Annotated in this window: 11 protein-coding genes; 4 read left to right on the top strand and 7 right to left on the bottom strand. The window is 35.9% G+C overall.

Annotated elements, in window-relative coordinates; all coding sequences use genetic code 11:
• Window positions 1–452 precede the first annotated feature (452 nt).
• From AC3E9W_RS18920 to AC3E9W_RS18905, 4 genes are all read right to left on the bottom strand, one after another.
• Window positions 453–1,871 (bottom strand): TolC family protein, encoded by a 1,419-nt coding sequence (locus AC3E9W_RS18920; protein WP_488769592.1) that lies wholly within the window; start codon window positions 1,869–1,871, stop codon window positions 453–455.
• Window positions 1,872–2,192: 321 nt separating this feature from the next.
• Window positions 2,193–5,357, bottom strand: coding sequence for an efflux RND transporter permease subunit (locus AC3E9W_RS18915; RefSeq protein ID WP_488769591.1), 3,165 nt, complete (start codon window positions 5,355–5,357; stop codon window positions 2,193–2,195).
• A gap of 12 nt (window positions 5,358–5,369) precedes the next feature.
• On the bottom strand, window positions 5,370–6,587 hold the full coding sequence (locus tag AC3E9W_RS18910) for an efflux RND transporter periplasmic adaptor subunit (RefSeq protein ID WP_488769590.1): 1,218 nt from the start codon (window positions 6,585–6,587) through the stop codon (window positions 5,370–5,372).
• A 248-nt stretch (window positions 6,588–6,835) separates the two neighbouring features.
• Window positions 6,836–7,429, bottom strand: coding sequence for a TetR/AcrR family transcriptional regulator (locus AC3E9W_RS18905; RefSeq protein ID WP_306159458.1), 594 nt, complete (start codon window positions 7,427–7,429; stop codon window positions 6,836–6,838).
• 412 nt (window positions 7,430–7,841) lie between these two features.
• Between AC3E9W_RS18905 and AC3E9W_RS18900 the strand changes: the two genes are divergently transcribed.
• The 3 genes from AC3E9W_RS18900 (at window position 7,842) to AC3E9W_RS18890 (ending at window position 9,296) form a co-directional block, all read left to right on the top strand.
• Complete coding sequence (locus AC3E9W_RS18900) at window positions 7,842–8,021, top strand: type II toxin-antitoxin system HicA family toxin (RefSeq protein ID WP_488769589.1); 180 nt, start codon at window positions 7,842–7,844, stop codon at window positions 8,019–8,021.
• 20 nt (window positions 8,022–8,041) lie between these two features.
• Complete coding sequence (locus AC3E9W_RS18895; RefSeq protein WP_306159454.1) at window positions 8,042–8,437, top strand: type II toxin-antitoxin system HicB family antitoxin; 396 nt, start codon at window positions 8,042–8,044, stop codon at window positions 8,435–8,437.
• A gap of 424 nt (window positions 8,438–8,861) precedes the next feature.
• On the top strand, window positions 8,862–9,296 hold the full coding sequence (locus AC3E9W_RS18890; RefSeq protein WP_488769588.1) for a cupin domain-containing protein: 435 nt from the start codon (window positions 8,862–8,864) through the stop codon (window positions 9,294–9,296).
• A gap of 152 nt (window positions 9,297–9,448) precedes the next feature.
• Here the strand turns inward: AC3E9W_RS18890 and AC3E9W_RS18885 are convergent, their stop codons facing one another.
• Both AC3E9W_RS18885 and AC3E9W_RS18880 read right to left on the bottom strand, forming a co-directional pair.
• Complete coding sequence (locus AC3E9W_RS18885; RefSeq protein WP_488769587.1) at window positions 9,449–9,793, bottom strand: cupin domain-containing protein; 345 nt, start codon at window positions 9,791–9,793, stop codon at window positions 9,449–9,451.
• Window positions 9,794–9,934: 141 nt separating this feature from the next.
• Complete coding sequence (locus tag AC3E9W_RS18880; RefSeq protein WP_488769586.1) at window positions 9,935–10,609, bottom strand: helix-turn-helix domain-containing protein; 675 nt, start codon at window positions 10,607–10,609, stop codon at window positions 9,935–9,937.
• A 366-nt stretch (window positions 10,610–10,975) separates the two neighbouring features.
• On the opposite strand from AC3E9W_RS18880, the gene AC3E9W_RS18875 reads away from it, so the two are divergent.
• Window positions 10,976–11,524 carry a type 1 glutamine amidotransferase domain-containing protein gene (locus AC3E9W_RS18875; RefSeq protein WP_456895328.1) on the top strand — a complete coding sequence of 183 codons (549 nt, stop codon included), beginning with the start codon at window positions 10,976–10,978 and terminating at the stop codon, window positions 11,522–11,524.
• 254 nt (window positions 11,525–11,778) lie between these two features.
• On the opposite strand, the gene AC3E9W_RS18870 is transcribed toward AC3E9W_RS18875, so the two are convergent.
• Window positions 11,779–12,096, bottom strand: a complete 318-nt coding sequence (locus AC3E9W_RS18870; protein WP_488769585.1) for a GIY-YIG nuclease family protein — start codon at window positions 12,094–12,096, stop codon at window positions 11,779–11,781.
• Window positions 12,097–12,417 lie beyond the last annotated feature (321 nt).

Here is a 12,417-nt window from a genome sequence, read left to right as displayed (position 1 = left end):
GGCTCTAAGACGCAAAGTTTCTTTTTGCCACTAATTTCACAAATTTACACAAATTTCCTTCTCATTTTATGTCTTTCTGAGCGGAGTCGAAGAACACGCAAAGTAGCTCCAAAAGTAAATCGCCAATCTTTGTCGAGTTTCTTGCGGAGATCCTTCGCTCCTCAGGATGACAAAAGCAAGAGTAGATTGTTGTGGTTACTGTACGCATCCTTCGACTCCGCTCAGGAGGACAAAATGAGAATAAACTTAAAAGAATAATTCGTGAAAATTTGAAATTTGTCGCTTAAAAAAAAAATCCTTTTTAATCCTAACAATCTGTGGCAAAAAAAACTTCGTGCCTTAGTGCCTTCGTGGCAAAAAAAAACTTCGTGATAAAACAAAAAACGCCATGAAACCAAAAAGTCTCACAGCGTTTTCATCTCAAAAAATAAATAATTAACGGGTAACGGGTATTATTTCCAGCCTCCTCCTAATGCGCGATACAAATCGGTGTTGGCTGTAAGTTGTTGTCTTTTTATGTCTGCTAATTCTAATTCGCTTTGCAGTAAGTTTGCCTGAGCAGTTAGAACCTCCAGATATTCTGCTAAACCGTTTTGGAATAACAAGTTGGAGTTTTTAATGGCTTGTTGCAACGTTTTTACTTTTTCTTTAAGGAAAGTTTCCTGCTGTTGTAACTTTTCCACTTTCACCAAAGCATCAGAAACTTCGCTTACAGCAATTAAAACCTGTTGTCTGAAAGCTAAAACCGCTTTTTCTCTTTCCGCGACAGCGATATTATATTGCGTTCTCACTTTTTTATTGTTCAGAATTGGTTGAGTTAAACCACCTGCAACGGTTCCGAAAAGAGAAGCCGGAATATTGAACCAGCTGCTCGTTTCGAAAGAGTTTAAACCGCCTTGTGCCGTAATTCTGAGAGCTGGGTATAAATCCGCTTTCGTGATACCGACATTTGCGTTGGCAACTTTAAGCGCTAATTCTGCACTTTTTACATCGGGTCTTCTGCTTACTAATGAAGACGGAATTCCAATAGACGGATTCGTTTTCACTTCAAGTGCAGTTAAAACCACCGTTCTTTGTTTTGAATTTGGGAAAGAACCAGTTAAAACACTTAAAGCATTTTCTTGAATCGCAATATTCTGCTCCAATAACGGAATCAACTGTTTTGAGTTTAATTCTTGTGCTTCAGATTGTTGAATTGCCAAAGTTGTGACCTGACCAGCATCGTATTTCAATTTGATGATTTTAGTCGTGCTGTCGTTTAACTTTAAATTTTGCTGAGCAATTTTTAACTGAGCGTCCAGCATCAAAAGATTGTAATATCCTCTAGAAACATTTGCCACGATATTAGTCTGCAATGCTTTTTTTACTTCTTCAGATTGAAGATATCCTGCGTAAGCCCCTTTCTTTTGGTTTCTGATCTTTCCCCAAATATCAGCCTCCCAAGAAAGTGAAGCTCCAGCAGAATAGTCGTCAATATGCTTAGCGCCTAAAGCCTGATTCAAGTTCATTCCTGTAAAACTATTGTCTGAAGGATTGCTGGTGCTGGCATTTACAAATAAATTCACCTGAGGAACATTTCCCCATTTCGATTGTGTAAATCTGTATTGCGCAATTTCGATGTTTTTTTGTGCAATAAGCAGATCATTATTTCGGGTAACCGCGCTGTCGATTAACGTGATAATATCTTTTTCTGTAAAGAAGTTTTTCCACTCAATATCGGCAATACTGGTTGTATCACTCGAAACCGATGCATTCCTGAAATTCTCAGGAAATGCATCTTTTGGAGTTTCAATATCCTTAGAGACTTTACAGGATATTAAAGTCGTGATCAGAATGGCGAAGGTCACGATTTTGGTTATATAATTTTTCATTGTTTTTTTATTAGATTTTTTATCCGTTGGGCTGATTTTTTTAACACATAGAAACATAGTTTTTAGAAACTTTTAAAAGGCGTTTCACTTGTCTAAATACACATAGTTACTATGTGTGGAAACTAGTTTCTTCTAATCTCTTTTTCGCTACATGCAACATAAAATTCTATGTCTCTATGTGTTAAAAAATAATCTCCTAACAGCTTAAATTTCTGTACAAATATCTTTTTTGGTTTCAAGATCTTTTGAGATTCTGTACGATATATATCCGATGCCAAATAGGATGGCAATTAAAATGGTTGTGATATAGTTTTCCATATTTTATTTTTCTTCATTATGAATGACAGCAACTGGTTTGCCGCTGAATTTTTCTTGTAAGTGCTGGAATACTATGAATAATACCGGAATGATAAACAAACCTAGAATTACTCCTGAAAGCATTCCGCCCGCTGCTCCAATACTAATCGAGTGATTTCCCTGAGCTGATGGCCCTTTTGCACTCATCATTGGCACTAAACCAACAACGAAGGCAAGAGAAGTCATGATAATTGGTCGCAGACGTAATTTTGCCGCTTCAATAGAAGCTTTGACTAAAGCCTGTCCTGATTTTCGTTTCTGCACCGCAAATTCCACAATCAGAATGGCATTTTTGGCGAGAAGTCCGATCAGCATGACTAAGGCAACTTGTACGTAAATGTTATTTTCGATTCCAGTTAAACCAATAGCCACAAATACTCCAAAAATACCTGCAGGAATTGATAAGATTACAGCCAGAGGCAGAATGTAACTTTCGTACTGTGCAGCAAGTAGGAAATAAACGAATATCAAACACAGTAAAAATATAGTTGCAGACTGTCCTCCAGAAGAAATCTCTTCACGTGTTTGGCCCGAGAATTCAAACCCGTAACCTGCAGGCAATTGTTGAGCTGCTACTTCTTCAATTGCTTTAATGGCATCTCCGGAACTAAATCCAGGTTTCGGAATCGCATTAATAGAAATTGAGTTAAACAAATTATATCTGGAAGCGGTTTCAGAACCATAAATACGAGTTAGTTTTACTAAAGTATTTATCGGCACCATTTCGCCGTTTTTATTTTTAACGAAAACACGGTCAATCGCAGTTGGATCGGCTCTGTCGGCGATATCAGCCTGAACTACCACTCGGTAATATTTACCAAATCGGTTAAAGTCTGATGCCTGTGCACTACCAAAATAAGCCTGCATAGTTTGTAAAATGTCTTTTACATTTACACCTAACTGATTCGCTTTTTCATCATTAATATCCAATTGTAATTGAGGATAATCTGCTTTGAAACTGGTAAAAGCAACTGCAATTTCCGGACGTTTCATTAATTCGCCGATGAAGTTTTGAGAGATTCCAGAGAATTTATCCAGTTTTCCTCCCGTTTTATCTTGCAGCACTAAATCCAAAGCTTCGACGTTACTAAATCCAGGAACGGTTGGGAAACTGAATACGAAGAAACTTCCGCCAGAAATTGAACCTAGTTTTCCACGAACCTGATTCATGATTTCGTCAATGTTTTTCACTTCTCCACGTTCTTCGTTTGGTTTTAATAAAACGAAAACTACCGCAGAAGATGGACTTGTTGAATTGGTCAATAAGTTAAAACCAGAAATCGCTGTTACGAATCTTGAAGCATCTAAACCTCTTAAAGTATTTTCGGCTTCGGTCATTACTTTTTGAGTTCCGTCAAGCGAAGTTCCCGATGGCGTGTTTACTGCAATCGCGATAAATCCTTGATCTTCTGTTGGAATAAATCCAGCAGGAGTTGTTTTTACCAATAAAATAGTTGCAAGAGTGATGGCTGCTAATCCGCCTAAACTCAACCATTTTTTTCTGATTAAGAATTTGATTCCGCCTACATAACGATTCGTCAGCGATTCGAAACTGCTGTTAAAAGCGGTAAAGAATTTTTCTTTAAATCCTTTTTTCTCATAAGCTGCATCGTGATCATGAGCTCCGTGATTATCTTTTAAGAACAGAGCAGCAAGCGCTGGACTCAAAGTCAAGGCATTAACAGCTGAAATTACAATTGCAATTGCCATCGTAAAGGCAAACTGACGATAGAAAACTCCTGTTGAGCCTTCCATAAAACCAACCGGCAGGAATACAGCAGCCATTACCAGCGTAATCGAGATAATAGCACCCGTGATTTCGTGCATTGCTTCATGAGTGGCGATTTTTGGAGACAGCTTTTTGTGCTCCATTTTCGCATGCACGGCTTCTACGACGACAATGGCGTCATCGACCACAATACCAATCGCCAGAATTAATGCGAAAAGCGTTAACAAGTTGATCGAGAATCCGAATAACTGCATGAAGAAGAACGTTCCTAAAATTGCTACAGGTACAGCAATAGCCGGGATTAAAGTTGATCTAAAATCCTGAAGGAAAATAAATACCACAATAAATACCAGAATAAAAGCTTCGACCAAAGTATGTTCCACTTGTTCGATAGATTGGTCTAGAGAAACTTTTGTACTGTAAAATATATTGTGTTTTATGCCTTTTGGAAAATCTTTAGAAGCCTTTTCCATCATTTTATTAATTGCAATCTGAATGTCATTGGAGTTAGAACCCGCTAACTGAATCACACCAATTACAATACCTTTTTTACCATTTAAACGCGTTAAACTGTTGTAAGAGTAAGCACCTAATTCTACTCTCGCCACATCTTTTAAACGAAGAACAGAACCGTCTGCGTTAGAACGAATGGCAATATTTTGATAATCTTCTGGTTTGGTAAGTTTTCCTTTGTATTTAATTACATATTCGAAAACCTCTTTGCTTCGCTCTCCAAATTTCCCGGGAGCCGCTTCCAAACTTTTATCCTGAATAGCGCCCATCACTTCGCTTGGCGTAACATTGTGCGTTGCCATTTGCGTTGGGTTTAACCAAACACGCATAGAGTAATCTTTTACACCACCAAAAATACTGGCAGAACCCACACCTGGAATACGTTTTAATTCCGGAATAATATTAATCTGAGCGTAGTTCGCAACAAAAGTCTGATCGTATTTCGCTTCATCATCGGTATACATACCAATCGCCATGATGAAAGAGTTTTGTTGTTTTGCTGTGATAACACCTTGCTGAACAACTTCCGCAGGAAGCTGACTCGTAGCTTGTGCCACACGGTTCTGAACGTTTACCGCTGCCTGATCGGCATCTGTTCCCAGTTTAAAGAAAACAGTAATTGCCAAAGTACCATCGTTACTCGCAGTAGAACTCATGTAAGTCATGTTTTCTACACCATTTATAGACTCTTCAAGAGAAGGTGCCACAGAACGTAAAACCGTTTCTGCATTCGCTCCCGGATATACCGCCGTTACCAAAACCGATGGTGGCGCAATATCTGGAAACTGTTGTAAAGGCAGTTTAGTTAAACCCAGTACCCCTAAGATCACCAACAGAATGGAGATAACAGTTGCGAGTACCGGTCTTTGTATAAATATTTTGAACATTATTTCTTTTGATTATTTTTTGTTAGTTACTTCGGCAACTTTAGTTGATTTTTCAGGCTGAATCGCTTGTCCGTCCTGTAATTTGTCAATACCGCTCAATACGATTTGATCTCCAGCATGTACACCGTCTTTAATTAAATAATTCGTACCGTTTTTCCCGATAACGGTAATAGGCATTTTGGTTACTTTGTTGTCTTTTCCAACAGTAAACACGAATACTTTATCCTGCATTTCAACTGTAGCCGACTGTGGAACCAAAATTGCATCATCATGATTTAATCCTAAACGGATTCTTCCTGTGTTTCCAGAACGAAGGGTTCCGTTTGTATTTGGGAAAGTCGCTCTAAGCGTGATCGCGCCAGTAGTTTTATCAAACTGACCGTCAACCATATCGATTTTTCCTGTTTTTGGATAATCGGTATTATCAGCTAAAATCAAGTTAACCGGAGGTAATTTTTTGATTTTATCACCTAAAGAATTCCCAGCATATTTCGATTTAAAGTTGATGAAATCTGTTTCGCTCAAAGAGAAATAAGCAAAAACTTCATGAACATCAGAAAGTGTTGTTAAAGCTTCAACATCAGATGCAGAAACCAAACTTCCTTGTTTTTTAGGCAATCTTCCAATGTAGCCGCTTACTGGAGCCGTAACATTGGTATATCCTAAATTAATTTTAGCCGAACCTACCATTGCTTTTGCCTGCTCGATATTAGCGGCAGCAATTTTTTGGGAAGCTTTAGCCGTTTTTAACTGATAATCAGAAACTACTTTATTTTGTACTAGAGGAGTCAGTTTATCAACTTCTAAATTAGCGTTAATCAAAGCCGCTTCAGCCGCATGAAGACTTGCTACAGCGTTGTTTAGCTGTTCGCGAAACGGACGCTCATTGATTTTAAATAAAGTTTGTCCTTTGCTTACGTAAGCTCCCTCATCAACATAAATTCTGTCAAGGTTTCCGCTTACCTGTGGGCGAATTTCAACATCAACAGTTCCTTGTATAGAAGCAGGATATTCAGCGTCAGTAGTTGTATTTGCACTTGTGATCGCCAAAACTGGTAAAACTGGTGGAGGCGGAGCAGCAGGACCTTGATTTTTATCGGCACAGCTGCTTAAAACTAATGCCAGAATAAAACTGGTTATAATTACATTTTTCATTTTAATCGTGGTTTTAATTGGTTGAACATTTTCTCGGATTAATTCTTTGGGCATTTTGGCATTCTCGGGATTCATATTTAATTGGATTAAATTATCTAACATTGTTAAGTAAAAGTGCGCAAATTTCCATACAGCAAGCCTTGCCAAGTTTATTTCTAAATCGGTATTAAATTATCTAACATCGTTAAGTAAAAGTCTAAAAAAAGAGCTTTTATTACCTTTATTAAATTTTCTAACAGTGTTAAGTAAATGTTTCAAAAAAAAGGATTTTATATTATCCGATTAAATTATTTTACACCGTTAAGTAAAACTTGAAAAAATTTTTATTGTATTGATTTGATGATACCACCAATGGCATCCTTCAAAATTTGGGCATTAATTGTTTCTAAAATGTCACTTTTGTTAATGATATTAATGGCAATTAAGCCATGAATAACAGAAAAGAAAGTGAAGTACTTTTGTTTTATGATATCTTGACTCGGATTGCTGTCTTTCATTACTTCAGCAATAACCTGAGTGAATAATTTGTAAGGTCCCTCCTGAGCCGAACATCGCTGTGCGCAACAGGTCATCTGGACACCAAACATTAACTGATACAATTCAGTATTAGTAAAAGCAAAGTCCCAATACGTCATCCACATGGCTTCCAATTGGTCTTCGGGTTTTTCAAACTTGTCGATTGCAGTTTGCAATTCTTTAGTCAGTTTTACAAAACCTTTGCCTGTAAGTTCTTCTAAAATTGCTTCTTTATTCGAGAAATATTCATAAATAATAGGAGCAGTATATTCGATCTTATCGGCAATTTTACGCATACTCAAACCATTCCAGCCTTCTTCTTTTACGATATCATAAGCGGCGCCAAGAATATTATTTCTTGTCTCTTCTTTTTGTCTTAAAATTCGATCTTTGCTAGCCATTTTATTCGAGTATTAAATCGTTTAACACTGTTAGGCAAATGTATGACGGTTTTTCGAATTACAAAATATTTTTATCATAATATTTTCTTATCGTACAATAAGCATTTTAAAAAAGCTTGTGAAGTACTTATTTTACTAGATTTTTTGTTTTGCGAATATTTTTTGGAAGCACAACGTTTTTCGTTTTCATCGAGTTTTGTCCCGCTCTACACTATATCTTTTTCTGTCTAAAGAAGCCAGAAAAAGGATGCCGTTTCGATCGGGGCTAGGAGAGAAGGTACTATTTTCATAATTTTCTAAAACTATTAAATATAAAAATTTTCTTACTTTTAATTGTTTTGTTATTACATTTGCTTTTTTGAAAATCTAAATGTTATGATAGTAAAATCACTATCTTTGTAAAACGACGTAAATGAAATCGAGAGAATTTATTAGAGAGGCAGTTCGAAATGGTTGGGTATTCTTGAGACAAGGTAAAGGTAGTCATGAAATCTACGAGAAAGAAGGTAAACAAGTTGTTATTCCCAATCACGGATCTAAAGAGTTAGGAAAAGGATTGGAGATCAAACTAAGAAAAGAAATGGGATTATAATTTGAAATATAAGTTGAGAAATGAAAACAATTAAAATTATTATCGAAAGAAATGAAGACGGTTTTTGGGGACATGCCGAAAATGAAGCAGCAATTGTAGGAGGTGGTGAGACAGTTCAAGATTGCAAACAAGACATATTAGATTGTATTGAAACGCTAAAAGAATTGGATGGTGATAATAAACCAGATTTTCTGAATAAAGAATATGAGTTGGTTTATAAATTTGATACAGCTAGTTTATTAAGTTATTACAAAGGTATATTTACAAATTCGGCATTAGAAAGAATAACAGGTATCAATCAAAAGCAGATACAACATTACGCTTCTGGACATAGAAACCCGAAACAAGAACAGCGATTAAAAATTGAAAATGCTTTGCATGCCTTAGGTAAAGAACTTTTATCTGTAGAATTATAGTTTTTAATAATTTTTACACATTTAGTCAATAAAAATTCCGACAGGAATGGTCAATATTGTAGCAACGGATTTTAATCCGTTGAATCACGAGAATTGCACCACGAAAGAGTTCCGTAGGAACGGAACATATAAAACGCCAATATGTTTCGATCCAACGGATTTTTTTGATTATTGGAATTCTATAATATACCGGGATTAAAATCCCGGCCTACAAAATTGGTCGAGCCGATGGCTCTTTTATGTTGTTATATCCAGTTTGTCATGCTGAGCGGAGTCGAAGCATACGCCAGAAACTCCACAAAGATTGGTGATTCTGATTGTGGAATTTCTATTGCGATTCTTCTCCCGAAGTTTCGGGATCAAGATGACAAAAAGCACGATACACATATCTGTATTTATTTTTTTCGTAACATTACAATAAAAAATGAAACCACTAACTATCCTCAAAACCACCATTGCAATTTTATTTCTACAACTAGCTTCCGCTCAAGAAGCCAAAGAAAAAGCACCAGAAATAAAATACACTATAGAAAACTGCGTCAATCATTTTGAATTAGACAAAGCCACGAAAACCAAAGTCGGTTATCAATATTGGTTTGGTGATAAAAACTTCACTCAGGAAAATACGCTTAAAATGAGCATCGTCGAACCTGGAAAATCTACACATGCTCCGCATCATCATCCTGAGGAAGAATTCTTTTATATACTCGAAGGTTCTGCTTCTTTTTTCTTAGACGGAAAAACCGTTGTTGTTGGTCCAAATACCAGTTTATATTGCCCGCCAAATGCCGAACACGGAATTAGAAATGCGGGAAATATCAATTTGAAATATTTGGTGATTAAGAAGGATTTGAGGTGATTAATATTAATTAGTTATGATTTTGTCATTTCGACCAAAGGGAGAAATCGCACTGGAAACTCCGCAAAGTAATTCTCCAATCTTTGTCGATATACGAGTGCGATTTCTCCCTTCGGTCAAAATGACAAATTGTTGAATTTTAATAAAAAGATTTACTTCAAAATCACAACTTCCTCTGGAACTATAAACAATAAAACACAACCCGTTTTAGAATACACAGAATGCGTACTTCCTGGAGGCATATACAAATAATCGCCTTGTTTTAATTCGTCTTTACCCGAACGGACTTCGCCTTCTAAAACGTAAATTTGCTCTCCCGCGGGATGAATGTGATTTGGGTAAGAAGCTCCTGCTTCAAATTTGGATAAAAATGCTGTAGGTCTTTTCGCGACTGGATCAAAACATAAAGCTTTTACAGAAATTCCGTCTGTGTTTACACCTTCTTCTATAAGTGGTTTCCAATTGATTTCGTTTGTTCTTGTGATTTGCTTTTCCATTTTTATTGTTTTTAAATTCTTTTAAATAATAACAATACAAAGATGGGAGAGTGGCCAATTTTAAAGAATAGAGAATTCTGGAAAAAGCATGTAACTAGTTTTTTTATTTTTCAATGTGTTACACAAAATACACATTAGTAATCAAAACATTTCCTTATACGTTTTAGGAGAAACATTGGTGTGTTTTTTAAAGAAATTCGAAAAGTAAAAAGGATCATTAAAACCCAAAGCATAAGCGGTTTCTTTGACCGAAAGTTTCTCGTAATTTAAAAGACGTTTTGCCTCAGAAATAATCAATCCGTAAATGACATTTTGTGCTGTATTACTGGTATGCAGTTTAGAAAGTTCGTTAAGCTTAGATTCTGTTGTGCCAATCAAACCGGCAATTTCGGCAACAGAAAGATTTTTATCGAAATTCTTTAAAACAGTTTCTAGAAAATGGAGAAACAATGCCTCCGGTTTATAGATTTCGTCTCCACGATTAATTTTAGTTCGGTTGATTTCTACCAGAATCAGCTCGATTCTGCTGTGAACCGAAATGAGATATTGATAAGGCTGCTCACTTAATTCTTTTGTAATTTCATTTAGCTGATTGATAACAATTTGGCTGTTATCAACCAAAATAATTTCATTCATTGCAAAATGACAGAATAACCCGTTATGAAAAATCAACTCCATATCGTAGTCATCTTTGCAAAAGAAATTATAAGTGAATTCTAAAACAAAGCCCTCTGCATTTTTGTTGTCTGTAAAAGAATGAATCTGACCAGAAGTAATCGTTAAAACCGTATTTGGAATCAGTATATCCTCTTTCATCTACAGAAACCGTGATTTCGCCGGCAGTACAGAAAATCAGAACGTATCTTAAAACACGTCTCGGATTCTGAAGTTCTTCTGCTTCGGCAAAAGTTTTTATCGATATCATTTCCTGCATAGTATCAAATATACGGAATTATTTTTTTTTGCCACTAAGACGCTAAGGCACAAAGTTTTTTAGCTATAAAATAGTAAACTAAAGTGACTTCAATTTTATATAATTCTGATTTAATATTTAATAAATAATTGGTCTTTAGTTAATTAACTTTTATTAAAGAAACCTTTAACACCATCTGTTTTCGCTGGCTTTTTGAAATAAGTAATTTTAGGTAAATCAAAATTAATAACGTTTTAAATACTTAAATTATGAAAAAGAATATAGCCATATTAGCTACAAACGGATTTGAAGAATCAGAATTAGCATCTCCTAAAGCTTATCTTGAAGAGCAAGGTTGGAATGCAGATATTGTAAGTTTAAAATCAGGAACAATTAAAGCTTGGAAAGACGGAAATTGGAGCAACGAATATAATGTCGATGTCGTATTAGATCAAGCCAATGAAGCCGATTACGATGCTTTGGTTCTTCCGGGCGGCGTTTTAAACCCCGATTCATTAAGAAGAGAAGAAGCTGCAGTAGATTTTGTACGTTCGTTTTTTAAAAGTAAAAAACCAGTAGCAGCAATTTGTCACGGACCACAAATTCTGGTAGATGCTGATGTTTTAGAAGGTCGAAAAGTAACGTCGTTTTTCTCTGTCAAAAACGATTTGAAAAATGCTGGAGCACAATGGGAAGACTCAGAAGTTGTCGTAGACCAAGGTTTAGTAACCAGCCGAAATCCAAATGATTTACCCGCTTTTAATAAAAAAATGGTAGAAGAAATTAAAGAAGGAATACACGAGCGCCAGAGAGCGTAAAAAGTTTTTTTTAGATTTATAAAATTGCAAAAATGCAAGATCAATTTTGGTCTTGCATTTTTTTTGTTGTAATAGTCAGTTTCAGTTTGTCATTTCGACCGAAGGGAGAAATCACACTCGCTGATCGACAAACATTGGCGATATACTTTGCGGAGCTTCTTGTGTGATTTGCTTCGCCTGTTCGCTATCGCTCGAGTCTCCCTTCGGTCGAAATGACAAATACTTTGCGCAATAATCTTCGTAAGAACATAAAATCACTCAAAACGAAAATTAAGAAATTCAAAATTCGAGTTAAATTCTCGTATCAATTCAATTTTCTTATCGCGCCTCCATTTCTTTAATTCTTTTTCTCTCATAATTGCTTCTTGTATCCATGTGAATTTTTCGTAATAAACTAAAAATTGAATATTATATTTTGCAGCAAAAGAATTGATGTTTAAATCAATATTTTCTTTGTGTTTTGCGAGCCTCTTCCGTAAATTATTTGTTACGCCGATATAAAAAGAAGTGCGATGTTCATTGGTGATGATATAAACGTAGTAACTATGAAAACCAATTTGAGGATTTAGCATTTTATTTTTTTTGTACGAATATACATGTTTTTTTTATCATTTCGAGGGACGAGAATCACACGCGGGATTCGACAAAAATTGGCGATAATTGTAGTGGAGTTTCTAGTGTGATTTCTCCTTTCAGTCGAAATGACACAATCACAGGTAATGCGTTTAGTTTGTCATTTCGAGGGACGAGAAATCACACGCGGGATTCGACAAAGATTGGCGATAATTGGAGTGGAGTTTCTAGTTCGATTTCTCCTTTCGGTCGAAATGACACAATCATGGGTAATGCGTTTAGTTTGTCATTTCGAGGGACGAGAAATCACACGCGGGATT

Source organism: Flavobacterium sp. 38 (genome assembly GCF_057799715.1).
The sequence above is the reverse complement of the archived record's forward strand: the minus strand, read 5'-3'. Positions and strand labels throughout refer to the sequence as shown.